Raw genomic sequence first — 23,674 nt, 5'->3', positions numbered from 1 at the left:
CGGCCATGGCCCAGGTCGTCGCGGTCATCGCCTCCACCCACCACCCGTTCTACTACCGCGCCACCACCGCCACCGGCGAGGACCGGCCCCCGTTCGCCGACGAGTGGGCCCGCAAGATCCTCGCGTTCCGGGAGACCCTCACCCGGGCCAGGCCGGACGTGCTGGTGATGGTCGGCTCGGACCACTTCCACCAGCTCTGGCTGGACAACATGCCGCAGTTCCTGGTCGGCAAGGCCCCGTTCTACGACGCCAACTGGTACAACGAGGAACGCGAGTTCGGGCTGCCCCGGATGCTGCTGCGCGGCCAGGAGGACCTGTCGGCCCACGTGCTGCGGGCCGGCCTGGACGCCGGTTTCGACCTGGCATTCAGCAACGAGCTGCGCATCGACCACAGCATCACCTGCCCGATCATCACGCTGCGGCCCGAGGCGGACCTGCCGATCGTGCCGATCTACACCAACATCTTCGCCCCGCCGCTGCCGCAGCCGAAACGGTTCGTGCAGCTCGGCGCGGCCATCCGGGAGATCGTCGAGAGCTGGCCGAGCCACCTGCGGGTGGCCGTCATCGGCACCGGCCACCTGTCGTTGGAGCTGGGCGGGCCCCGCCAGTTCGGCCCGCAGGGCCCGGACCCGGAGTTCGACCGCCGGGCGGTGGAGTGGATCGCCAACGGCGACCTCGACGGCTGCCTGTCCGAGGTGACCCTGGACAGCCTGCACGCCCCCGGCAACGCCACCCACGGTTTCATGGACTTCATGCTGATGATGGGGGTGGCCGGCGCGGGCGCCAAGGCCGACCACGTGGACACCCTGGACCTGTTCCACACCATGGAGGCGTACTTCACCTGGTATCCGAACGGAGCGCCGGCATGAGCCGCTACCTGGTCGACAAGTTCCTCTACACCGTCGACCGCGATCCGGAGCTGGTCGAGCGCTACCGCACCGACCCGCACGCCACGGTGGCCTGGTGGGAGGCCGAACGCGCCAATGCCGTGCTGAACTGCACCACCGGTGAGGCGAGCACCTGGCTGCGGTTCACCGACGAGGAACGCGACGCGTTGGCCAGCCACGACCACGTCCGGCTCTTCGCTCTCGGCGCCCACCCGTTCCTGACGTTGACCCTGTTCATCGCCATGTTCGAGCGGGACCACGACGAGCCGATGGCCTACCAGAAGCAGTACGGCCTGCGGTTGGCCCACTTCTCGCTGCCCTACCCGGACATCGCCACCTGATGACCGCCGGACCCGACGCCGCGTCGATGCCCGCCGTCGTCGTCACCGGTCACGGCGAGCCACCCGAGGTGGTCACCCGCCCCCGCCCGGTGCCGGCCGAGGGTGAGGTGCGGGTACGGGTCACCGCCGCCCCGCTGACCCCGCTGGACCTGCTCTGCGCCTCGGGCACCTCCTACCTGGGCGCCCCGGCGCTGCCGTACGTCCCGGGGGTGCAGGGCGTGGGCACCCTCGACGACGGCACCCCGGTCTGGTTCCCGACCCGGGCGGGACTGGCCCCCGGTGACGGCAGCCTGGCCGGGTACGCGGTGGTCCCCGCCGCCGACCCGGTCGTGCTGCCGGACGACGCCGACCACTGCCTGGTGGCTGCCCTCGGGCTCTCGGCGGTCGCCGCCTGGGCGGCGTTGACCCTGCGGGGCGGCCTGCGCCCCGGGGAGGTGGTGCTGGTGCTGGCCGCCGGTGGCACGGTCGGTCAGGCCGCGGTGCAACTCGCCCGGCTCGCCGGGGCGGGCCGGGTGGTCGCGGCCTGCCGGTCCGACGCCGCCGTCTACTCCGCCCGCCGCTGCGGCGCGGACGCGGTGGTCCGGCTCGCCGACACCGACGATCCGGAGACCCTCGCCCGGCGGTTCCGGCAGGCCGCCGCCGGCCCGGTGGACCTGGTGCTGGACCCCCTGTTCGGGGTGCCCGCCGCGGCGGCCCTGCGCGCCCTGGCCCCGGGCGGCCGGCTGGTCAACCTCGGCGGCTCGGCCGCACCGACCACGACGATCGACTCGGCGACCCTGCGCGGCGGGTCGTTGCGGATCCTGGGCTACACCAACAACGAGCTGACCGCCGCCGAACGCGCCACGGCGATCGCCCTGGTCGCCGGGCACGCCGCCGCCGGTCGGTTGACCGTCACCCACCAGGTACGGCCGCTGGCCGAGGCGGCGCAGGCCTGGGCCGACCAGCGCGCCGGCACCACCGCCGGCCGGTTCGTGCTGGTGCCCCCGGGCTGACCGTCCGCTCCGTGCAGCCCGTCGGCGACAGCGTCGGCCGACCGGCGATGCCGTCGTCTGCGGGCGGGAGCAGGTCGGCTGACCGATTCCCGACCGCCGCTGCCGTCGGGTTGCCCGCCGGCGCGAGGATGAGGCGGTGCTCGAGCTATCACCGCAGGTCGCCGTCCTCGTCGTCGATGCCGCCCGTACGGCCGTCACCCGCTACGCCCCGGAGGAGCTGGAGGTCTTCGACGCGGTCGCCGCCGACTGGCGGGCCGGCACCGGGCGACCCGCCCGGACGTCGGGGGCACCGGGCAGCGCCGTCGGCTTCGGCATCGACACGTCACTGGTCGGCGAGCTGTTCCTGCAGGCGGTCGCCGCCGCCACCAGCGAGGTGCTCGTCCTGGGTGCGACCGGGATCGGCACCGGGATCCTGGCCGGCTGGCGTCGCCGCCGTCGCCCGTCCGAACCGTCCCCGGGCACCGAACCGTCGTCGACCCCGCCAGCCGGGGACCGGGACGGCACGTCGGCCGACCCTCGACCGGCCGCCTGCGCGTCCGCCGCCCCGCTTCCCGGCACACCGGCACAGCAGGACCGGCTGGAGCTGACCGCCGAGCAGGCGGTCCTGCTGCGGGCGGCCTGCCGGCGGCACGCGCTCGCGCTGGGCCTGCCTCCGGAGGCGGCCGACCTGCTCGCCGATGCCACGATCGGCGCGACGGTCACCCCGGACGACCGGTGACCGGACCCGCCACCGGTCCGCCCGGTCCGGTCGACGCGGCCGGACCGGGCGCCACCCGTCCCGCCGGTGGGCCCGCCTCGGCGTCGAGCGCCGGTGGGCCCGGCCCTCGGCAACCCGTCGGGGCGGTCGGCGCGCGATCCGGTCCCGCACCGGACCGGCTGGGCTGGTGGTACCTGCTCGTGGTGGCGGCGCTCGGCGCGGTGGGCGTCGGTGCGGGAGACCTGTACTTCCTCGCCGACCGGTCGCTCAGCCTGCCCTGGGCGGTGGCGTTCGACGCCTGCGAGCGGGCGTTCGGGGCGACCACCGTCGACCCGGTGCCACCCGGGTTCACCGACTGCCTGGCCGAGCCGACCCGACAGCGGGCCCTGGTGCTGCTCGTCGCGGTCGCCGTCGTGCTGGGCTGCGCGGCGGTGCTGCTGGTGGCGGTGCCGGCGGTCGACCTGTGGCGGCTACGTCGGCGCCGGCGTTTCACCGTCGGCGCGGCGGCGCAGCGGTTCGCGGTGCTCTGCGCCGCCGAGGGACTGACCGGCCGGGATCGACCGCGCCTGCTGATCGCCGGTCCACCGGTGCGGCAGGCGTTCACCGTGGGGGTCGTCGGTCGACGGCCGATCGTCGTCCTCCCGGTCGGGCTCGCCCTGGCCCACCGGGACCCGCGACGGTTCGACCCGGTGGTGCGCCACGAGCTGGCCCACGTCCGGGCCCGGGACGTGGTGTGGGTGGCCGCCGTCCGCGCCCTGGTCTGGTTGCCCCTGCCGGCCGTCGCCGTCGGTGGGCTGCTGGAGGTCGGCGTGTTCGGACCGAACCGGACCGTCGCCGGGGCGTTCCTGCGGGCCGGGCTGCTGGCCACCCTGGTCGCGGTGCTGTCGGCGGCGTTGCTGCGGGCGCGTGAACGGGCGGCGGACCGGCAGGCGGCCCGGGACGACCAGGCCGGGGCACTGACCGCCCTGCTGCGCGCCGACGGCGCACGGGCGCGCGCCGACGGCGGCGGACGGGTGCGCGGCGGGCCGGCGCGGGCAGCGCTGCGGACGGTGTTCGCCCGGCACCCGACTCCTGAGCAACGGATCAGGTCGCTGCGGGAGTCGTCGGACCGGCGCGGCGGTGAGGTCACCCAGGGGATGGCGGTCGGCGCGGTGACGGTGGTGAGCATGGCCGCCGTCCACGAACTCGTCGCGAACGCGCACTACCCGGCGCTGGGCTGGCTGCCCCGGCTGGTCGACGTCTGGGTCGCCGCCGTGCTGCTCGTCGGCGGGCTGTTTCCGTCGCTGCTGCGGCGGGCGACCACCGCCCACCGGTCCGCGACCGCGCCCGGCTGGTGGCGTCCGGTCGCCGGTACGGGCCTGGGTCTGTTCGGCGCGACCCTGGTCGTCGCCGTGCTGCCACTGCCCGGCAGCGCGGGACTCTTCCTCGCCGAAGGGGCGGTCGCCGGTCTGGTCTTCGCCGCGGTGACCGGCGTGCTCGGCGCGGGCGCGGTGGCGCTCTGCGTGCTCGTCGCGTCGGCGCTGGCCGACCTGGCCCGACCTCGCACCGGCAGCTGGCGGTACGCCGGGCACGCCACCGCCCTCGCGGTGACGGTCGCGGTGCTCTGGCCGGTGCCGGGGCTGCCACCGCTCTGGTCCGACCCGGAGCTGGTGCGGATCTGGCTGGCCTACGACCTGCCCGACACCGGTTGGCTGCTGCTCGCCCTCGGGCTGCCGGTACTGCTGGGCGTGCGCTTCCTGGTGACCGCCCGACGCGCCGACCGGCACCACGGCGGCTCCCTGGCCCGCCGGATGGTCGACTCGACCCGGGTCCGGGTGGTCGCGGTGGCCGTGCTGGTCGGCGCCGGTGGTGCGGTCGGGCAGCTGCGGTTCGCCCCGCCGGGCACCCTCGACGAGGCGGTCGGCGACGCACAGGCCCGTGGGCTGCTCACCGGGCTCGTCGGCGTCGTCGTCCTGGTGATCACCGCAGCCGGGTCCGACCCCGGTCCGACGAGCGACCCCGGTCCCGCGTCCCCGTCGGACCCCGGGGCCGGTCATTCACCCGCCCCGGGCCGTCGGGGCGGGGTCGCGGACCGGCTCGGTGGGGCGTTGCTCGCCGCGACCGCGGCGACCCTCGGGTCGGCGCTGGTGCAGTACCTGGACGCGGTCCTGGCCGGGCGGTCCGCCGACGGGTCGGCGTTGCGGCTGACCGTGGGCAACCCGCTGGTCTGGCTGCTGTATCTGGCGGCCCTCGTCGTGCCGGTGCTGCTGCCCCGGGCCGTACCCCGCCGGATGGTGCTGCCGACCCGGCTGGTGCTGCCGGCGGCGGTGTCGATCGTGCTGACGGTGACCGTGCTGGTGCTCGGGCCGGGGGTGCCCGGCGTCCGGGTCCCGGTGCCGACGGCCGGCACCTCGTCCGCCTCCCGCGCAGCCCCTGACGCGCCGACCCCGTCGGCACGGGTGGTCCCCGACCCGCCGCCCGCTGCCGGGCGACGACTCACCGCTGCCGAGGCGCGGGTCGCCGTCGATGCCGTCCGGTCGGCGCTACCGACGTCTTGGGAGTCCCGACCGGTCACCGCCGCCGGCAACGATCGGATCGAGCCTACCGAGTGTGTCCCGCTGGCCCGCGACAGCTACCTCGACCGGCTCAGACCGGGGGAGCGGGCCCGGGCGGCGGCGCGGTACGCCACCCCACGCGGCAGACTCGGCATCGCCTCGACCACGGTGGAGGTCGGTGTCACCTCGTACGTCGGGCCGGTGGGCGGGGGCGTGTTCGCCGCCGCCGAGACCGCCCGGGCCGCCTGTCGGCGGTTCGTCAGCGGTGGCGTGCGGTTCACCGTCGGGGGCCGTCCCGCCCCGGCCCTGGGTGAGCAGTCCTGGCGGGTCGACTATGCGCTGGCCGTCGGTAGCGGGCGGAGCCGGATCACCGGTGCGACGGCATTCGTCCTGGTGCGGGTGGGACACAACCTGGTCGCCGTGTCCATGGTCGTGACGGCACAGCCGTTGGACGAGCGGCTGCTCACCGCTGTGGTGACCACCGTGGTCGGTGCACTCGGTCCGCCCTGACCGTCCACGACCCACACCGGGCGGCCGATCGGACGGCGTCCCGCCCGACGCGGAACCGTCTGCCACTTTACTGTTAACAAACTTTAAATTACCGTGGGGGCAGTCACCGGGTTCGATCCGAGCGGCGCGTCGTAGGGCCGTCCGGCGCCCGCCGTCGACCGCACGTCCCGCCCCGAGGAGGGTCCCCATGCGTCGAACCGTCACCGTCCCCCTGCTGGCGACGGGTGCCGTCGTCACCTCCCTGGGTCTCGCCGCGCCCGCCCAGGCCCACGGCTACGTCTCCGCCCCGCCCAGCCGCCAGGCCCTCTGCGCCCAGGGGAAAGTGCCCGACTGCGGTCAGATCCGGTACGAGCCGCAGAGCGTCGAGGGCCGCAAGGGGCTGCGCAGTTGCAGCGCCGGGATCACCGGGTTCGCCGTCCTCGACGACGACAACCGGGGCTGGCCGGCCACCCCGGTCGGCAGCACACTCACCTTCACCTGGGTGAACACCGCCCGGCACGCCACCAGCAACTGGGAGTACTTCGTCGGCGACACCCGGGTCGGTGTCGTCGACGGCGGCGGCCGGCAACCCGAGGCCACCGTCTCGCACACCGTCAACCTGGGCGGCCTCACCGGCCGGCAGAAGATCCTCGCCGTCTGGAACATCGCCGACACCGCCAACGCCTTCTACTCCTGTGTGGACGTGCAACTCGGCGGCGGTGGCCCGACCCCCACCCCGACCCGTACCCCGACTCCCACCCCCACCCCCACCCCCACCCCCACCCGTACGGTCACCCCGCCCCCGACCACTCCCGGGCCCTCGCCGACCGCCGGCGGCACCTGGACGGCCGGCCGCAGCTACCAGGTCGGCGACCTCGTCACCTACCAGGGGGCGAGCTACCGGTGCCGGCAGGCGCACACCGCGCTCCCGGGCTGGGAGCCGCCGTACGTGCCCGCCCTGTGGACCCGGGTCTGACCGGCGTCGACCGTGCCCGTCCACCGAATCCGGGCCGTGCCCGTACCCCGGCAGGCGGATGGCGTAGCGCCACCGTCCACCATCGACCGCACCCGGTCCGACCGCCGCCGTCCCGGCCTGCGCCGGCTGGGTGTGGTGGTCGGCGCGGTCGTGCTGCTCACCGGGTGCGCGCCCGCCGTGTCCCCGGCCACCCCGGGGCCGCCCCCGTCGAGCGGGTCCGGCCCGCCGCCCGTGATCGGCGGATCCGACCTGGTGTTCCTGCACACCATGACGGCCCACCAGGAGCGCACCCTGGTCATCGTCCGGGTCGCGCCGCAGCGGATCCGCCACCCGCGACTGCGTACCCTGGTCGCCGCCATAGACGCGACCGAGACCGACGAGGTCGCCCAGGCCCGCGAGTGGCTGCGCGCCGCCGGGGCGGAGCCCGGCGGGCACCGGCACGAGCATCCCGCCCCGGGCGGCGCACCCGACCCGGTGTCCCGGCTGCGGGACACCCCCGTCACCGGGTACGACGCCGCCCTGGTGGCGGTGCTGGTGGTGCAGCAACGGCAGGCGGCCGGGCTGGCCCGGGCCCACCGGGCGTCGGCGGTCTCCCCGATCGTGCGCGACCTGGCCCGGCGCATCGACGAGTCCCGTACCGCGCAGGTCCGGCTGCTCACCGAGCTGCCGGTGGCCCGGGTCGCGCCCTGACCGGGCGGGCAGCTGTCGGCGGACGACCGGCCCCGCCAGCCGACGTCAGCAGTACGGTGGGGTGCCGGAGCCATAGCGCAAGCGGCTGAAATAACCACCCGTACGGTCAGCGGGTGGGAGTCGTTCGGCCACCCCGACGGAATCGATGTTCCTCGTCTTCCTTGGTCCCCGGTATAGTCCCGTCAATCCTCATTGGAGTGTCGCAGGGAAAGCACGTGATCTGCGTGATGGCAGCTGGGCTGGAGAACGCGGTGGCCGGCCCACCATTCGTCGGGCGGCACCCGGAGATCGCGCGTCTGCGCGCCGCGCACGTCGACCGCGTACGCACCGCGACGCAGGTGGTCTGCGAGGTGGTGGGCGACCCCGGCATCGGCAAGACCCGCTTCGTGCACGCGGCGTTGGACCGCTGCGCCCCGGCCCTGCCCCTCGTCGTCGGCACCGGCGCGGAGGCCGAACAGGGCATCCCGTTCCACGTCTTCCGGCACGCCTTCGGCACCGCCCGGCCACCCCGGGCCGACCCACGGCGACCTCCCACCGGTGGGGCCGAACCCGACGGCGCGCTGCTGCCCCGCTTCGCCGGCCCGGTCGACGTGCGGCTGTTCCGCACCTATCAACTGGCCCGCCGGCTGCTCGCCCTGGCCGCCCGGGACGGGCTGACCCTCGTCCTGGACGACCTGCACTGGGCCGACACCGCCTCCATCGGGCTCGTCACCCACCTGCTGCGTTACCCGGTGCCCGCGCCGCTGCTGCTGATCCTGGCCTACCGGCCCCGGCAGATGGCCACCGCGATGCCGTTCGGCCCACCGGCCACCGGCGTCCCGGCGGGTCGGTGCCGGGAACGCATCGAGCTGGAGCCGCTCAGCCTCGCCGAGACCGTCGAACTCTACCCGGACGACGACCCGGATGAGCTGGACGAACGCCACGAGTGGGCCGCCGGTGTCCCCGGCCACCTCACCGCACTGGCCGGCGTCGTGCCGACCGGTGACCGTGACGCCCCGTCGACCGGCCCGCCCCGGCTCACCGACCGGGCGGTGGCCACCCTGCGTGCCGAGTGGGCCGGCCTGCCCCCGGCCGACACGGCGTGCCTACGCGCCGCCGCAGTGCTGGACACGCCGTGCGCGGTGGAACTGCTCGCCGAGGTGGCCGGCCTGCCCCCACCGCTGGTCAACGAGTCCGCGTGGCGCCTGGTCCGCCGCGACCTGTTGCGGGTCGTCCCGGCGACCTCGCGGTTCACCTTCCGACATCCGCTGCTGCGCTCGGCGGTCCGTCAGGACACCGACCCGGCCTGGCGGGCCGAGGCCCACCACCGAGCGCTGACCGCGTTGCTCGCCGGGGACGCGCCTCCGGCGGAACGGGTGGCGCAGGCCGAACAGCTGCTCGGCCTGCCCCACGACCGGCCGGTCGAACCGTACGTCGAGGTGCTCTGCCGGGCCGCGAGGGAGATCCGCCGCGAGGCCCCGGAACTGGCCGTCCGTTGGCTGCGGGCGGCGTTGCGCGCGTTACGCCCACCGGCCGGTTCCCCCGACAGCCGGCACGACGTCACCCTGCTGTTGGCCCGGATCACCGGGGAGGCGGGCGACCTCGCCGAGAGCCGGACGTTGCTGCGGGAGGTCGTCCCGGAGCTGCCCGCCGACCCGGCGGGTCGGCGGGCAGCCGCCGTCGCCCAGTGGGTGCGGGTGGAACGGCTGTTGGGCAACTACGCGGAGGCCGCCGCGATCAGCCGCCGGGAGCTGATCAGGATGCCGACGCCGAGCGCCGGGGCGTACCAGCTCGCCACCGAACTCGGTGCCGTCGGCATCCTGTCCGGCCACCCCGCGCCGGTGCCCGGCGGCGCACCCGACGGAGACGCCAGCGGCATCGACCGGGCCGGTCTGCTCGCGGTACGGGTACTCGCCGCCGCCCACGACGGTGACGTCGCCATCGCCCGGGACCTGCTCGCCACCGCGACGCCGATCGTCGACGCGCTGCCCGACCGGGACCTGCGCGACCACCCCGACTGTCTGCTGGCCCTGGGCCTGGCCGAGCTGTTCCTGGAACGCCCCGCCGACGCCAGCCGGCACCTGGACCGCGGCATCGCCCTGGTCCGTGACGCCCACCGCGACGACGGCCTGTGCCAACTGCTGCTCGGCCGCAGCCAGGTGGCCTACCACCGGGGGCAGCTCGGCACGGTGATCGCGCTGGCCACCGAAGCCGGGACCGTCGCCCGCCGGATCGGCAGCCGTTCCCTGCTCAGCTTCGCCCTCGCGTTCGAGGCGCAGGGCACCGCCTGGCGGGGCGGCCCCCGCGACGACGAACGCGCGGTGGCGCTGGCCCGCGGCGCGGTGGAGTACGCCAGTGACCTGGACAGCTGGTCCGGGCGCACCGCGGCGACCGCGTTGGCCACCGCGACCCTGCTCGCCGGTGACCCGGTCACCTGCCGGGAGATGCTCACCGACGCCGGTGGGGACAGCCGACTGACCCGCCTCCAGGCATCCCTGCGTCCGATGTGGCACGAGCTGCTCTGCGCTGCGGCGCTGGCCGCCGGGGAACTGCCCGAGGCGCAGCGCCGGGCCGAGGCCGCGTTGGTGGCCGCCGACCTGATCGACCTGCCCGGGCAGCGCGCCTTCGCCGAGTCGGCGTACGGGGAGGTGCTGCTCGCCCGCGGGGAGGTGGCGGCGGCCATGCCCTACCTGCGTGCCGCGGCGGACCGGTTCCGGGCCGCCGGCATGGTGTTGCGGCACAGCCTGGCCCTGGTCTCGATCGCCCGCGCGGCGGACGTGGTGGACCAGGGCGGTCCCACCGCCGCCCGGGCCCGCCACCGGGCGTTGGAACTGGCGGCCCGGTGCGGCACCGACCGGGTCGGCCTGCGGCTGGCCCGACCGCTGCGGGCGCTCGCCGAGACCGCGCTGACCGACCGGGAGTGGCACATCGCCCGGCTGGCCACCACCGGTGTCACCAACCGGCTGATCGGCCGTCAGCTCCACATCAGCCCCCGCACCGTGGAGGCGCACCTGACCCGGATCTACCGCAAGGCGGGGGTGGAGTCCCGGTCCGGTCTGGTCGCCTGGGTGTCCCGCTTCGACGACACGGACCGCTGACCGGCCCCGCGACGCAGGAGCGGCCCACGGGTCGGTCACGACCCGGTCAGCCGTTGTCGACGGGCCGCTGCGGGCCGGGCGGATTCTCCAGCAGGTCCGCGACGTAGGCCTCCGCCTGGTCCTCCACCGCCAGCCGGAACGCCTCGGTGAGCACGTTGACCACCCCCTGGGTCAGCAGGATCGTCTCCCGGTCCACGTCGGACCACGACGGACGGTCACCGGTGCCACCCAGTTCGGGGGCGAGGGCCAACATCCGGGCGGTGACGGCCGCGACCAGTTCGTCGGCGAGGGGCCGGACGCTGTCCAGCACCTCGCTGAGCGCCTGCAACGCCGGCACCGTGCCCATCCGTACCCGGTGCAGGTCCAGCGCGGCGCGCAGCGGCCGGGGCCGCACCGTGCGGACCGTGCCGTCGGGGGCACGTCCGAGCACCCCGTGCCGGGTCAGCGCGTGGGTGAGCGCGGGCCGTTCGGTGGCCAGCCGTTGCAGCATCGCGGTCAGGCCGTCGGGTGCCTCGTCGCCGCTGCGCACGCCGAGCATCGCCTCGATGGAGACCAGGTTGAAGCCCTGCCGTTGCAGGGTCAGGATGGCCTCGAGGCGGCGGACGTGGGAGTCGTCGTAGAGCGCTACCCGACCCCGGCGCACCGGTGGGGCCAGCAGCCGGCGGGCCTGGTGGGCGCGGATGTTGCGCGCCGACATCCCCACCTTACGGGCTAGCTCCTCCACGGTGTATCCGACCGCGGTGCCGGCGGTAGCCGGCCCGGTCGTCACCCGGTCGATGGTCACGGTGGCCTCCGCAGGCGTCGGGGACGGGGTACGGCGACCTGCCGGCCGGTTGCGGCGGACGGCGGGACTCCCCGGGGCCGAGCGTATGACCGGGTAACTGCCGGGCGACAGGAGGGGAACCACTACTTGTCCCCGTCGGCGATCAACCATTATCCTCCGTGAGCGCGCGATCACTGTCCCGTATCGCCCGGTCTCTCCACTCCTGTCCCACCGGTCAGCCTGTCCCAGCGGTCAGCCGGCGCGGGCGGGCGCGGTGAACGGCAGCAGCACCCGGAACACGGTCGCCCCCGGCACGCTGTCCACCCGGATGTCGCCGTGGTGCTTGTTGACCACGATCCGGTACGAGATGTCCAACCCCAGACCGGTGCCCTCACCGACGCCCTTGGTCGTGAAGAAAGGCTCGAAGATGCGCGGCCGTACCGCCTCGGGAATGCCGGGTCCGGTGTCGGCCACCTCGACCGTCAACAGGTCGCCGGCCCGCCCGGTGCGCAGTGTCAGCACGCCCTGCGCGCCCATCGCCGACAGGGCGTTGTCGATCAGGTTCGTCCACACCTGGTTCAGCTCAGCCGCGTACGCCGGCAGGGGCGGCAGGTCCCGGTCGTAGTCGCGGACCACCCGTACCCCCGGCGGGATCTTGGCCTTGAACATCACCAGGGTGGCGTCGAGCAGGTCGTGCACGTCCACCACCTGGTGCGGGGCCCGGTCCAGCTGCGAGTACTGCTTGGCCGCGCCGACCAGGGTGGAGATCCGGGTGACCGCGTCGTCGATCTCGGCCATCAACTGCTCGGTGTCCAACGTGTACGCAAGCCACCGCACCGCCGACTCCAGGTCCTGCGGGCCGACCACCTCGCGGACCTGCTCCAGCCAGGCGACGTCCAAGCCGGCGGCGACCAGTGTCGGCGCCAGGTCCCAGCCGGCGGTGAGCCGCTGCCCGTCCAGCCAGTCAGCCAGCTCGTCCTCGGCGTCGCTGACGGCCATCGGGGACAGTTGCGGGGCGCGGGCGGCCCGCTTCACCGCCTCCTCCTGCAACTCCACCAGGGCGTGCAGCCGGCTGCCGTCGAGCCGGCCGTCGGCGATCATCGCCAGTTTGTGCCGCATCCCGGCGACCCGGTCCCGCAACGCCGAGGTGGCCCGTACGGCCGCGCCGGCCGGGTTGTTCAGCTCGTGGGTGAGCCCGGCCGACAACGAACCGAGGGCGAGCAGCCGTTCCCGCTCGCCGACGATGCTCTGGGTGTCGCGCATCCCGAAGAACAGCCCCTCCAGCAGGTGCATCGCCATCGGGAACCAGGTCCGCACCGCGTGGGCGAACGTCTCGGAGGGCAGCACCAGGAACTCGGCGTCGGTGACCGCCCGCAGGGTGTTCAGGTAGACCTGGTCGACCTGCCCGCCCAGGTACGCCTGGGTGGCCCCGCCGTACACCCCGCGCTGGTCGGTGCGGTTGACCTCCAGGTCGTCCCCGTGCACCCGCCGGCTCATCGACACGGTGCCGGACAGCAGGGTGAAGAAGCAGGTCGCCGGCTCGCCCTCGGCGTAGACGACGGTCCCGGCGGCCCGCTGCTCGACCCGGCCGTGCTCGGCCAGCCAGTCGAGCTGCCCGGCGTCGAGGGCGGCGAACAGGAACAGCTCCCGCAGCTGGTCCGGGGTGAGTCGTTCGTCGGAGTCGCTCACTGTGCCTCCAGATAACGGTGTACCAGCGAGACGGCCATCGCGCCCTCACCGACCGCCGAGGCGACGCGCTTGACCGACGAGGCCCGCACGTCCCCGGCGGCGAACACCCCCGGCAGGCTCGACTCGAGGTGGTACGGGTCGCGGGCCAGGGTCCAGCCGGGTGGTCGCCGGCCGCCTGCGGTCAGGTCCGGGCCGGCGACGATGAAGCCCCGCTCGTCGCGGACCAGCACCCCGTCCAGCCACTCGGTGCGTGGTTCCGCGCCGATGAAGATGAACAGCCAACTGGCGTCCATCTCGCGGACGTCGCCGCTGCGGGTGTCGCGCAGCCGCAGTCGTTCCAGGTGCCCGTCACCGTCGCCACCGACCACCTCGGTGTGCGGGTGCACGACGATCCGGTCGTTGCGTTCCAGCTGCTGGATCAGGTACGACGACATCGAGGCGGTCAGGTCGGCGCCCCGGATCAGCAGGTGCACCTGGCTGGCGTACCGGGAGAAGTACACCGCCGCCTGGCCGGCCGAGTTGGCCCCGCCGACGATCCACACGTCCTGGTCGACGCAGCTCGGGGCCTCGGTCGACGCCGCGCCGTAGAACACCCCCAGCCCGGTCAGGTCGGCCAGGCCGGGCGCGTCGAGCACCCGGTAGGACACCCCGGTGGCCAGCACCACCGTGTGGGCGGCGATGGTGCTGCCGTCGCCGAAGTGCAGCAGCCGGGCCGCTCCGGCGCTCTCCAGCCCCACCACCTCGCGGGTGCTGAGCAGTTCCGCGCCGAACTTCAACGCCTGCCGGCGGGCCCGGTCGGTGAGCTGGGCGCCGGAGACCCCGTCGGGGAAACCGAGGTAGTTCTCGATCCGGCTGCTCTGTCCGGCCTGGCCGCCGGTGGCCCGCCGCTCCACCAGCACGGTGCGCAGCCCTTCCGACGCCCCGTAGACGGCCGCGCCGAGTCCGGCCGGGCCGCCACCGACCACCACCAGGTCGTAGAAGTCGGCGGACGGGGCGACGGTGAGCCCGGCCACCGCCGCCAACTCCGCCTCCGTCGGGGCGATCAGCGCCTTGCCGTCCGGGGTGACCACCAGCGGTACGTCGGTGGCGTCGGCCCCGGCGGCGGCGAGCAGCCGGCCACCCTCCGGGTCGTCGGTGAGCAGCCAGCGGTAGGGCACCAGGTTGCGGGCGAGGAAGTCCCGGACCGCGAACGACGGGGCCGACCAGCGGTGCCCGACCACCCGGATCTCGTCGCTGGCCTGGTCGGGGCTGGCCGCCCAGGCCTCCAGCAGGGTGTCCACCACCGGGTAGAGCTTCTCCTCCGGCGGGTGCCACGGCTTGAGCAGGTAGTGGTCCAGGTCGACCACGTTGATCGCGTCGATCGCCGCCTCGGTGTCGGCGTACGCGGTCAGCAGCACCCGGCGGGCGGCCGGGAAGAGGTCCATCGCGGCCTCCAGGAACTGGATTCCGTTCATCTCGGGCATCCGGTAGTCGGCCAGCAGCACCGCCACCCGTTCGCCGCGCAGCTTGATCTCCCGCAGCGCGTCCAGCCCGCCGGAGCCGGAGTCGGCCCGGACCACCCGGTACCGGTCGCCGTACCGGCGGCGGATGTCCCGGGCCACGGCCCGGGAGACGGCGGGGTCGTCGTCGATGGTGAGGATCACCGGCTGTGCCATGGTGCCCATGTAAGCACAGCGGGCGGTCCGGGCCGCCGCGCCGCCGGGGCGGTCCGGCGGCGGGTGTCCGTGGCGTTATCCGTTGGCTTTCGTCGGGGCGCGGCCTATGGTGGGCCTCATGTCCCTGGCCGTTCGACTGCGCCGTCCCACCGCCACCGGTTCTCCGGTGACGGCGGTCGTGGTCGGCCGGTTCGAGGCGGTGGCGCCCGGTGCGGCACAGTCCGCCGTCGTGCCCACCCAGGGGCGGCCGAGCCCGATCCCCGCCGGGCGTGGCCCACCCGGAGAAACGCTCCTCCTCCGGATCGGCCACCAGGGCGAAGCCATTTCGGCTTCGGCCCTTTTTCTGTTTCCGTCCCTTTTTCTGCCCGTCGTTCCCCGCTTCCCGAAGCGCGGTGCCCCGAAAGGACACGCCATGAGCACCGACCTGCACCACCAGGCCGAGCAGCACCGGCTGACCATGCTCCGCCAGGCCCTCACCGATCAGTTCGCGACGCAGACGGCCCGGTTGACCGAGCTGACCGCCGACACCGGCGACCCGGCCGAGGCGCACACCCGGGGCGCGTTGATCGCGGCCACCAGGCAGAGCCTGGACCACCTGGCCGCAGCGCTGCGACGGCTGGCCGAGGGCGGCTACGGCCGCTGCGAACGCTGCGAGGCGGCGATCCCGGCGGAACGGTTGGAGGTGCTGCCGCAGGCCCGATTCTGCGTTCCCTGCCAGCAGAAGGCGCACGGCTGACCGGCCGTCCGTAGCCGGCGGTGGGGCGGGATGGGGTCGGGGACCCCATCCGCTGATTGCCCTTTCCGGTCGATGGCCTCGCCGGTGGCCGGCCTTTCTGATTGATGGCCTCGCTGGTGTCGGGCCGGCCGCCAGCGGGGCGGTCGCCCCGGCGGGCGGATTCTCCCCGGCCTCCCGGCAACGGTGTCCTGCCGGGAGGCCGGGGAAGCTCGGAACCCCGTTCCGCCCCGCCATGATGCCGGGGAACCCACCCACCGGGCCGCCGGCCCCGACGACCGCCCCATCAACCACCTAGCTACCTAGGATGCCTTACGCGAGCTGACCCCCGGCGTCACCATCGACCAGGCGCCCAATCAGGACGCCGCAGTCAGGGGAGCCGGAGCGTGGTACGAACCGGTACGGTGCTCGCCGTGACCGCAGACGATCACCGGGCGGCCGGCCCGGTCGCCGTGCTCGCCAATCCCACCGCCGGCCGGGGCCGCCATCGGGGTCTGCTGCCCCGGGTGCTCGACGGCCTCGCCACGGCCGGTCGGCCGGTGGAACTGCTCACCGCGCACACCCCGGCCGAAGCGGAGGCGGCCTGCCGCGCGGCGGTCGCCGCCGGAGCGTCCGCGCTGGTCGCGGTCGGCGGTGACGGCACCGTCCACCAGGCCCTCCAGGTGGTCGCCGGCACGGCCGTGCCGTTCGGCCCGGTGCCGGCGGGCACCGGCAACGACTTCGCCGCCGACACCGGGTTCCCGGCCGACCCGCTCGCCGCCGTCGAGGTGATCGCCGCCGCGCTGCGCGCCGGTCGCACCCACCCGGTCGACCTGGCCCGGATGTCCACCGCCGGTGGTGCCGACCGCTGGTACGGCGCGGTTCTCGCCGCCGGATTCGACGCGATCGTCAACGAGCGCGCCAACCGGATGCGCTGGCCGCGCGGCCCCCGCCGGTACGACCTGGCGATCCTGGTCGAGTTGGCCCGGTTGCGCCCGCGTCGCTACACGCTGCGCCTCGACGGCACGGAACACCACGTGGACGCCGTGCTGATCGCCGTGGGCAACTGCGCCAGCTACGGTGGTGGGATGCGGATCTGCCCCGCCGCCGACCCCACCGACGGGCTGCTGGACGTGGTGGTCGGCGGCCGGTTCGACCGGCGCACCCTGATCCGGGTCAAGCCGCGCATCTACGCCGGCACCCACGTGGCGCATCCGCTGGTGCGCAGCTACCGGGCCCGTACCGTCGAGGTGGCCGCCGAGGGCATCACCACGTACGCCGACGGCGAGCGGTCCCTGGACCTGCCGGTGCGGATCACCGCGGTGCCCGGGGCGGTGCGGCTGCTGCGCTGAGCGGCCCCTGCGGCGGCGGCACCGGTGTGGGCAGGGCAGGACCGCCCCCACCCGCCGGCCACCTACCCGCCGGGAGGGGCGGCGACGCGCGGGGCGGCGACCCGGACCGCGCCGATGCTGGCGACGACCACCAGGCCGATCGCCAGCACCTCGACCGGGTGCAGGTCCTGGCCGAGGATCAGCCAGCCGGCGAGCGCGGCGAGCGCCGGCCCGAGACTCATCAGCACCGCGAAGGTCGAGGTGGCCAGCCGGCGCAGGGCCAGCAGTTCCAGGGTGTAGGGCAGCACCGAGGCGAGCAGGGCCAGCCCGGTGCCGAGGGCCAGCACCCCCGGATGCCACAGTCGCGCCCCGGCGTCGGCCAGACCGAACGGCAGGGTGAGCACGGCGGCGAGGGCGAGGGCGAGGGCCAGGCCGTCGGCGCGGGGGAACCGGCCGCCGACCCGGGCGGAGCAGACGATGTACGCCGCCCACAGCGCGCCCGCCCCGAGTGCGAGGGCGGCGCCGACCGGGTGCAGCCGGTCGAATCCGCCCTGGCCCAGTAGGGCCACCCCGGCGAGCGCGAGCCCGGCCCAGCACCAGGCCGTCCACCGGCGGGCGGTCAGCACCGACAGGGTGAGCGGCCCGAGCACCTCCAGGGTCACCGCCGGGCCGAGCGGAATGCGTTCGATGGCCTGGTAGAAGACCGAGTTCATGCCGGCCAGGGCGAGGCCGAAGGTGCCGACGGCCAGCCAGTCCGCCCGGTCGTGCCCGCGCCACCGGGGACGGCACACCAGCAGCATCAGCAGCGCCCCGATGGCCAGCCGCAGGGTGACCGTGCCGGCCACCCCGACCCGGGGGAAGAGCAGCGCGGCGACGGCGGAGCCGAAGTGCACCGACAGCGCCCCGCCGAGCACCAGTCCGACCGCCGCCGCCCGGCCGGAAGTGTCGATCATGGGGAGGGCAGGGCCAGGTCGAGCACGGCGCCGAGGCCGTTGGGGCGGCCGGGGCCGGCGGCCGGCAGCACCAGCGCGCCGCACCCGGCGGCGACCGCCCCGGCGTCGGCGGGGGTGTCGCCGACCATCAGGGTCCGCTCGGGGTCCACCCGCAGCATCCCGCAGGCCCGCAGGAAGATGCCCGGGTCCGGTTTGCACCGGCCCACCTCGTACGACAGCGCGTACGCGTCGACGAGGTCGGCCAGCCCCCAGGCGGCGAAGAACGGCCGCAGGTCGAAGCCGATGTTGCTCACCACCGCCACCGGAATCCCGGCGGCCCGCAGTGCGGTCAGCACCGGCGCGGTGTCCGGGTAGGGCACCCAGCCCTGCGGCACCAGCACCCGTTCGTAGAGCGCCTCGGCGAAGCCCTCGATCCCGGTGTCGACCGTCTCGGCCAGCCCGGTGTACGCGGCCCGGTGGGCGTGCTCGTAGAGATCCCGGTCGGCCCACAGCTCGGCCAGTCGGGGTGGCACCCGGGCCGGCAGCGGTCCACCGGCCCGGCCCGCGGTGAGCAGCCGGTCGGCCAGCGCGGTGGCCCGCATCCGCTCCAGGCTCACCCCGCACGTCGCCGCGGCGGCGACCACCCAGTCGTGGGCGGGTTCGACCTGGGCGAGGGTGCCGTGGAAGTCGAAGAGCACGGCCTGCACGGGGCGGCGGGACGCGTCGGTTCGGGGGGTGTCCCCGACGCCGTTCGTGGCTTCGGGCGGTTCGACGTGATCCGGCACGTCGTGCACCCTACCGACCCGCCCCGACCCCGCTGCCGGACGGCCTTGGCGGGTGGCCGTCGGGGGTACCGATTAATCTTGCTGACATGTCGAGCCCCGCCGAGCGGTACGCCGAGGCACGCCGCCGGGCTGCCCAGGCCGCCCAGTTCCCGGCCCTGGAAGAGTTCGCCCTCGACCTGGGGTTCGATCTCGACGATTTCCAGCGCGAGGCGTGCCAGTCGTTGGAGCGGGGCAGCGGGGTGCTGGTCTGCGCCCCGACCGGGGCGGGCAAGACGGTGGTGGGTGAGTTCGCCGTCCACCTGGCGTTGCGGGGCACGCCTGCGGCGGTGTCGGCGGCGGCCGACGAGCCGGCGACGCCACCGGTGCGGCGCAAGTGTTTCTACACCACGCCGATCAAGGCGCTGTCCAACCAGAAATACCACGACCTGGTGCAGCGTTACGGGGCCGCGCAGGTCGGCCTGCTCACCGGCGACAACGCGATCAACGGGGACGCCCCGGTGGTGGTGATGACCACCGAGGTGCTGCGCAACATGCTCTACGCCGGGTCGACCACCCTGGCCGGCCTGGCCTACGTGGTGATGGACGAGGTGCACTACCTCGCCGACCGGTTCCGGGGCGGGGTCTGGGAAGAGGTGATCATCCACCTGCCCTCCTCGGTGACCCTGGTGTCGCTGTCGGCGACGGTCTCCAACGCCGAGGAGTTCGCCGACTGGCTGGTCACCGTGCGCGGTGAGACGGCGGTGGTGGTCAGCGAGCACCGGCCGGTGCCGCTGTGGCAGCACATGCTCGTCGGCAAGCGGATGTTCGACCTCTTCCACGACGCCGACGCGGCCCGCAAGCACGACGTGCACCCCGAGCTGCTGCGCTACACCCGGGAGCAGACCCGGCGGCTGGAGCTGGGGGAGGGGCGCAGCGCCGGCCCCGGCGGCGGGCGGCGTGGCCCGCGCTGGCGGGGCCCGATGCGCCCCGACATCGTCGACCGGCTGGACCGGGAGGGGCTGCTCCCGGCGATCCTGTTCATCTTCAGCCGGGCCGGCTGCGCCGCCGCCGTGCAGCAGTGCCTGGCGGCCGGCCTGCGGTTGACCTCGGCGGAGGAACGCGCCGAGATCCGCCGGGTGGTGGAGTCGCGGGTCACCGCGATCCCCGGTGAGGATCTCAGCGTCCTGGGCTACTGGGAGTGGCTCGACGGGTTGGAGCGTGGTCTGGCCGCCCACCACGCCGGGATGCTGCCGGTGTTCAAGGAGGTCGTCGAGGAGCTGTTCGTCCGGGGCCTGGTCAAGGCGGTCTTCGCCACCGAGACCCTGGCGTTGGGCATCAACATGCCGGCCCGGTGCGTGGTGCTGGAGCGGCTGGTCAAGTTCAACGGCGAGGCCCACGTCGATCTGACCCCGGGGGAGTACACCCAGCTCACCGGGCGGGCCGGTCGACGGGGCATCGACGTCGAGGGGCACGCGGTGGTGGTCTGGTCGCCGGAGACCGACCCCCGGCACGTGGCGGGCCTGGCCTCCACCCGCACCTATCCGCTGCGGTCGAGCTTCCGGCCGTCGTACAACATGGCGGTGAACCTGGTCGGCAGCGTCGGCGTCGAGCCGGCCCGTGCGTTGCTGGAGTCGTCGTTCGCGCAGTTCCAGGCGGACCGGTCGGTGGTCGGGCTGGCCCGCCAGGTGCAGCGCAACACCGAGACCATCGAGGCGTACGGCGCGGAGGCGGTCTGCCACCAGGGTGACTTCGACGAGTATTTCGCGTTGCGGGTGGCCATCGCCGACCGGGAGCGGGCCATCGCCCGGCAGGGGCAGACCCAGCGTAAGGCCGCCGCGGTGGCGGCGTTGGAGCGGTTGCGGGTCGGTGACGTGATCCGGGTGCCGTCCGGGCGGCGGGCCGGGCTCGCGGTCGTCCTCGACCCGGCGACCGGGGGGTTCGGGGAGCCCCGGCCGCTGGTGCTCACCCAGGACCGTTGGGCGGGGCGGATCAGTCCCGGCGACTTCACCACCCCGGCCGAGGTGCTCGCCCGCATCCGGGTGCCCAAGCACTTCAACCACCGCTCACCGGCCGCCCGGCGGGATCTCGCGGCCGAGGTGAGCAGCACCGGGCTGGACCGGCACGGCGGCCGGCGGGGCGGGCGTTCCCGGCAGGCCGCCGGTGAGGACCACCGGCTCAGCCAGCTCCGCACCGAGCTGCGTCGGCACCCCTGCCACGCCTGCCCGGAACGGGAGGACCACGCCCGTTGGGCGGAGCGGCGACGCCGGTTGGAGAACGACACGGAGGAGCTGCGGCAGAGGGTGTCGGGGCGGACCGGCTCGCTGGCCCGGACCTTCGACCGGATCGTCGCGTTGTTGACCGCCCGGGGCTACCTGTCCGCCGACGGGCGGGTGACCGACGCCGGGCGGATGCTCGGCCGGATCTGGACCGAGGCGGACCTGCTGGTCGCCGAGTGCCTGCGGCGGGGCGTCTGGGACGGGCTGTCCCCGGCGGAGTTGGCCGCCGCCGTGTCGGTGGTGGTCTTCGAGGCCCGCCGGGACGTCGACGAGCGGGCGTCGCTGCCGCGCGGGCCGGTCGCCGACGCGGTCGACGAGACGCTCAAGTTGTGGAGCGAGATCGAGGCCGACGAGGCGCAGCGGGGGTTGACCGTGACCCGGGAACCGGATTTCGGGTTCGCCTGGCCGATCTACCGCTGGGCGCGGGGGGAGACCCTGGCCAAGGTGCTCGCCAGCGGGCACCAGATCGACGGTGAGATGCCCGCCGGGGACTTCGTCCGGTGGGCCCGGCAGGTCGCCGACCTGCTCGGTCAGCTATCCGACTCCGGTGGGGCGTCGATCGAGCTGCGGGCCACCGCGCGGCAGGCGATCGCGGCCGTGAACCGGGGCGTACTTGCCCATTACACCTCCGCCTGATCATCACTTTCGGTCACCGACGGGCGGTGAATCGACGCATCGCACGGTCACCGTGACGGCACCGGCCAGGAAACCGGGGGGCCGATGTTGCGCCTGCTCGGAGCCTCCCCGATCATTGCTCGGGCGCGGTCTCCTACGCGCCGGTAATGAGTGGGGGGAAGGCCGCCGTGGCGGAGATCAATCACTTTGAGTACGGGTGGATCACACCCGCGTTGAGTTACGCACTGTCCGTGCTCGGTTCGTTCCTCGGTCTGGTCTGCGTCGGGCGGATCCGTACCGCCACCAGCTCCGGGCAGCGCTTCTGGTGGGGTCTGCTGGCGGCCTGGGCGATCGGCGGCACGGCGATCTGGGCGATGCACTTCATGGCCATGCTCGGCTTCGCGGTCACCGGCACCCGGATCCGCTACGACGTTCCGCTCACCGTCGCCAGTACGGTGATCGCCGTCACCGCCGTCGGGATCGGCCTGGCCATCGTCGGCACCGGTCGGCTGGGTGCCGCGAAGGTCCTCGGCGGTGGCCTGTTCACCGGCATCGGTGTCGCCGCCATGCACTACACGGGGATGGCGGCGATGCGGCTCAACGGCGACCTGAGCTACGACGCCACCCGGGTCGGGCTGTCGGTGGCCATCGCCGTCGTCGCGGCCACCGTGGCGCTGTGGCTGGCGATGACCGTTCGCCGGGGGCTGGCGATCGCCGGGTCGGCCCTGGTCATGGGGGTCGCCGTCAACGGTATGCACTTCACCGGGATGAGTGCCCTGTCGGTGCACCTGCACGAGCGGCGCGGGGAGCTGACCGGCGCGGGGGTGAGCACGCTGCTGGTGCCGATCGTCCTCGCGGTGATCCTCGTGGTGGTCGGGCTGGTCTACGCGTTGCTCGCCGCCCCCACCGACGACGACCGGGCCGCCGCCGCCTACCTGCACGCCCGGCAGGCCAACGCGCCGGTGGTCGAACCGGAGACCGCCCCGGACCCGGTGGGACTGCGTAGCCGGTCGGCCACCCTGGGTCGGCCGGGCACCCCGTTCCCGTCCCGCCGGGACGTCCCGCCCCCGCGCTGACCGGGCCCGTGCCGGGACTGTCCCCGCCGCGCTTACCGGGCGTGCGTCGCGCGCACCGGGCCCGGCCCGGCCGGGACGTCCACCGGCCGGGCCCGCACAGCCGTGGCCGGCCGGGTCAGGGCTGCGCGGCGAGGGCGTCGACCAGCCGCCGGCAGGAGCCGGCCAGGTTCCACCGTTGGGCCAGCTCCAACAGCCGGTCGGGATCGGCGGGCGCGGTGGGTAGCGTGGTGACCAGCGTCGGCAGCGGCACGTCGGTGGCGACCCGGACCACCTTCGGGGCCACCGCCAGATAGTCGCGGGCGCCGTCGAGCTTGGCCCGCAGCCCCGGGGCGAAGCCGGAGCCCGGGTCGTCGAGCGCGGCGAGGATGCCGGGCAGGCCGCCGTAGCGGTCGATCAGCCGGGCGGCGGTCTTCTCGCCGACCCCGGGCACCCCGGGCAGCCCGTCGCTCGGGTCGCCGCGCAGCGCGGCGAAGTCGGCGTACCGGTCGGCGGGGACACCGTAGCGGGCCCGGACGGCGGCGGCGTCGCAGTCGTCGAGCTTGGCCACCCCGCGACCGACGTAGAGCAACCGGACCCGGCGGGCGTCGTCGATGAGCTGGAACAGGTCCCGGTCGCCGGAGACCACCTCCACCGGGCCGGGTTGGGTGACCGACAGGGTGCCCAGCACGTCGTCGGCCTCGTAGCCGGTGGCCCCGGCGGCGGTGATGCCGATCGCGGCCAGCACGTCGAGGATCACCGGCACCTGCGGGGAGAGGGTGTCCGGCACCTCCTCACCTCCCTCGGGGGCGACCCGGTGCGCCTTGTACGACGGCAGCAGCTCCACCCGCCAGGCGGGCCGCCAGTCGTGGTCGAGCGCGCAGACCATCCGGTCGGGCCGGCGGGTGCGGACCAGGTGGGCGAGCATGTCGAGGAACCCGCGCACGGCGTTGACCGGCTGGCCGTCGTCGGTCCGCGCCGCCGACTCGGGCACCCCGAAGTAGGCCCGGAAGTAGAGGCTGGGGGCGTCGATCAGCAGGATCGGGGGTTGGTCTGCCACGCCCGACAGCCTGGCACACCCCACCGACGGGATGGGGGACGGCACGACGGTCGACCCGGGCCGCAGCTCGGGCCGGCCGGTGACGCGGTGGTCTCCCGCACCCGTCGGGTCACCAGCGCACCGGCACGGTGACCACGATGAG

Annotated in this window: 18 protein-coding genes; 12 read left to right on the top strand and 6 right to left on the bottom strand. The window is 74.7% G+C overall.

Features of this window, described 5'->3' with window-relative positions:
* The first annotated feature begins 5 nt into the window (after positions 1-5).
* The 8 genes from AB0C22_RS04625 (at position 6) to AB0C22_RS04590 (ending at position 10,683) form a co-directional block, all read left to right on the top strand.
* Complete coding sequence (locus AB0C22_RS04625) at positions 6-869, top strand: extradiol ring-cleavage dioxygenase (protein WP_145920058.1); 864 nt, start codon at positions 6-8, stop codon at positions 867-869.
* Positions 866-1,228, top strand: a complete 363-nt coding sequence (locus AB0C22_RS04620) for a hypothetical protein (protein WP_208565987.1) — start codon at positions 866-868, stop codon at positions 1,226-1,228. The genes AB0C22_RS04625 and AB0C22_RS04620 overlap by 4 nt, the downstream gene beginning before the upstream one ends.
* On the top strand, positions 1,228-2,220 hold the full coding sequence (locus AB0C22_RS04615) for a zinc-binding dehydrogenase (RefSeq protein WP_357533481.1): 993 nt from the start codon (positions 1,228-1,230) through the stop codon (positions 2,218-2,220). The genes AB0C22_RS04620 and AB0C22_RS04615 overlap by 1 nt, the downstream gene beginning before the upstream one ends.
* Before the next feature lie 136 nt (positions 2,221-2,356).
* Positions 2,357-2,938, top strand: coding sequence for a hypothetical protein (locus AB0C22_RS04610; RefSeq protein ID WP_357533479.1), 582 nt, complete (start codon positions 2,357-2,359; stop codon positions 2,936-2,938).
* Complete coding sequence (locus AB0C22_RS04605; protein ID WP_357533477.1) at positions 2,935-5,961, top strand: M56 family metallopeptidase; 3,027 nt, start codon at positions 2,935-2,937, stop codon at positions 5,959-5,961. The genes AB0C22_RS04610 and AB0C22_RS04605 overlap by 4 nt, the downstream gene beginning before the upstream one ends.
* 187 nt (positions 5,962-6,148) lie before the next feature.
* A complete protein-coding gene (locus tag AB0C22_RS04600) occupies positions 6,149-6,916 on the top strand; it encodes a lytic polysaccharide monooxygenase (RefSeq protein ID WP_357533475.1) in 768 nt (255 codons plus the stop codon).
* Positions 6,917-6,952: 36 nt separating this feature from the next.
* Complete coding sequence (locus tag AB0C22_RS04595) at positions 6,953-7,606, top strand: DUF305 domain-containing protein (RefSeq protein WP_357533473.1); 654 nt, start codon at positions 6,953-6,955, stop codon at positions 7,604-7,606.
* Positions 7,607-7,803: 197 nt separating this feature from the next.
* Positions 7,804-10,683, top strand: a complete 2,880-nt coding sequence (locus tag AB0C22_RS04590) for an AAA family ATPase (RefSeq protein ID WP_357533471.1) — start codon at positions 7,804-7,806, stop codon at positions 10,681-10,683.
* A 46-nt stretch (positions 10,684-10,729) separates the two neighbouring features.
* Here the strand turns inward: AB0C22_RS04590 and AB0C22_RS04585 are convergent, their stop codons facing one another.
* From AB0C22_RS04585 to AB0C22_RS04575, 3 genes are all read right to left on the bottom strand, one after another.
* Positions 10,730-11,467 carry a MerR family transcriptional regulator gene (locus AB0C22_RS04585; RefSeq protein ID WP_219461946.1) on the bottom strand — a complete coding sequence of 246 codons (738 nt, stop codon included), beginning with the start codon at positions 11,465-11,467 and terminating at the stop codon, positions 10,730-10,732.
* 231 nt (positions 11,468-11,698) lie between these two features.
* The gene (locus tag AB0C22_RS04580; RefSeq protein WP_357018565.1) at positions 11,699-13,135 is read right to left on the bottom strand and encodes an ATP-binding protein; all 1,437 of its coding nucleotides are present in this window, start codon (positions 13,133-13,135) and stop codon (positions 11,699-11,701) included.
* The gene (locus AB0C22_RS04575; RefSeq protein WP_219461950.1) at positions 13,132-14,790 is read right to left on the bottom strand and encodes an FAD-dependent oxidoreductase; all 1,659 of its coding nucleotides are present in this window, start codon (positions 14,788-14,790) and stop codon (positions 13,132-13,134) included. The genes AB0C22_RS04580 and AB0C22_RS04575 overlap by 4 nt, the downstream gene beginning before the upstream one ends.
* 412 nt (positions 14,791-15,202) lie before the next feature.
* On the opposite strand from AB0C22_RS04575, the gene AB0C22_RS04570 reads away from it, so the two are divergent.
* Both AB0C22_RS04570 and AB0C22_RS04565 read left to right on the top strand, forming a co-directional pair.
* A complete protein-coding gene (locus AB0C22_RS04570; RefSeq protein WP_091240169.1) occupies positions 15,203-15,526 on the top strand; it encodes a TraR/DksA C4-type zinc finger protein in 324 nt (107 codons plus the stop codon).
* Positions 15,527-15,927: 401 nt separating this feature from the next.
* On the top strand, positions 15,928-16,854 hold the full coding sequence (locus AB0C22_RS04565) for a diacylglycerol kinase family protein (protein WP_091240171.1): 927 nt from the start codon (positions 15,928-15,930) through the stop codon (positions 16,852-16,854).
* 62 nt (positions 16,855-16,916) lie between these two features.
* On the opposite strand, the gene AB0C22_RS04560 is transcribed toward AB0C22_RS04565, so the two are convergent.
* On the bottom strand, positions 16,917-17,786 hold the full coding sequence (locus AB0C22_RS04560; protein ID WP_219461953.1) for an EamA family transporter: 870 nt from the start codon (positions 17,784-17,786) through the stop codon (positions 16,917-16,919).
* Positions 17,783-18,472: an HAD-IA family hydrolase gene (locus tag AB0C22_RS04555; RefSeq protein WP_219469974.1), complete on the bottom strand. Its 690-nt coding sequence runs from the start codon at positions 18,470-18,472 to the stop codon at positions 17,783-17,785. Before AB0C22_RS04555 ends, AB0C22_RS04560 begins: the two co-directional genes overlap by 4 nt.
* Positions 18,473-18,636: 164 nt before the next feature.
* Between AB0C22_RS04555 and AB0C22_RS04550 the strand changes: the two genes are divergently transcribed.
* Together AB0C22_RS04550 and AB0C22_RS04545 are read left to right on the top strand one after the other, a co-directional pair.
* Entirely contained in the window at positions 18,637-21,441 is a 2,805-nt protein-coding gene (locus AB0C22_RS04550) for a DEAD/DEAH box helicase (protein WP_208565974.1), read from the top strand.
* Positions 21,442-21,608: 167 nt separating this feature from the next.
* Positions 21,609-22,496: an MHYT domain-containing protein gene (locus AB0C22_RS04545; protein ID WP_219461955.1), complete on the top strand. Its 888-nt coding sequence runs from the start codon at positions 21,609-21,611 to the stop codon at positions 22,494-22,496.
* Positions 22,497-22,611: 115 nt separating this feature from the next.
* On the opposite strand, the gene AB0C22_RS04540 is transcribed toward AB0C22_RS04545, so the two are convergent.
* Positions 22,612-23,532: a 5'-3' exonuclease gene (locus tag AB0C22_RS04540; protein ID WP_308290738.1), complete on the bottom strand. Its 921-nt coding sequence runs from the start codon at positions 23,530-23,532 to the stop codon at positions 22,612-22,614.
* Between the last annotated feature and the right edge of the window lie 142 nt (positions 23,533-23,674).

Origin of the sequence: Micromonospora sp. NPDC048894 (genome assembly GCF_040649765.1) — a bacterium.
GTDB lineage: Bacteria > Actinomycetota > Actinomycetes > Mycobacteriales > Micromonosporaceae > Micromonospora > Micromonospora antibiotica.
This window is presented reverse-complemented; position numbering and strand designations above follow the sequence as displayed.

What these genes read in the sequence shown, in the direction of transcription:
- AB0C22_RS04625 (WP_145920058.1), top strand. Translation starts at nt 6, where the DNA reads ATGGCCCAGGTCGTCGCGGTCATCGCCTCCACCCACCACCCGTTCTAC.
- AB0C22_RS04620 (WP_208565987.1), top strand. Translation starts at nt 866, where the DNA reads ATGAGCCGCTACCTGGTCGACAAGTTCCTCTACACCGTCGACCGCGAT.
- AB0C22_RS04615 (WP_357533481.1), top strand. Translation starts at nt 1,228, where the DNA reads ATGACCGCCGGACCCGACGCCGCGTCGATGCCCGCCGTCGTCGTCACC.
- AB0C22_RS04600 (WP_357533475.1), top strand. Translation starts at nt 6,149, where the DNA reads ATGCGTCGAACCGTCACCGTCCCCCTGCTGGCGACGGGTGCCGTCGTC.
- AB0C22_RS04575 (WP_219461950.1), bottom strand. Translation starts at nt 14,790, where the DNA reads ATGGCACAGCCGGTGATCCTCACCATCGACGACGACCCCGCCGTCTCC.
- AB0C22_RS04570 (WP_091240169.1), top strand. Translation starts at nt 15,203, where the DNA reads ATGAGCACCGACCTGCACCACCAGGCCGAGCAGCACCGGCTGACCATG.
- AB0C22_RS04560 (WP_219461953.1), bottom strand. Translation starts at nt 17,786, where the DNA reads ATGATCGACACTTCCGGCCGGGCGGCGGCGGTCGGACTGGTGCTCGGC.
- AB0C22_RS04550 (WP_208565974.1), top strand. Translation starts at nt 18,637, where the DNA reads ATGTCGAGCCCCGCCGAGCGGTACGCCGAGGCACGCCGCCGGGCTGCC.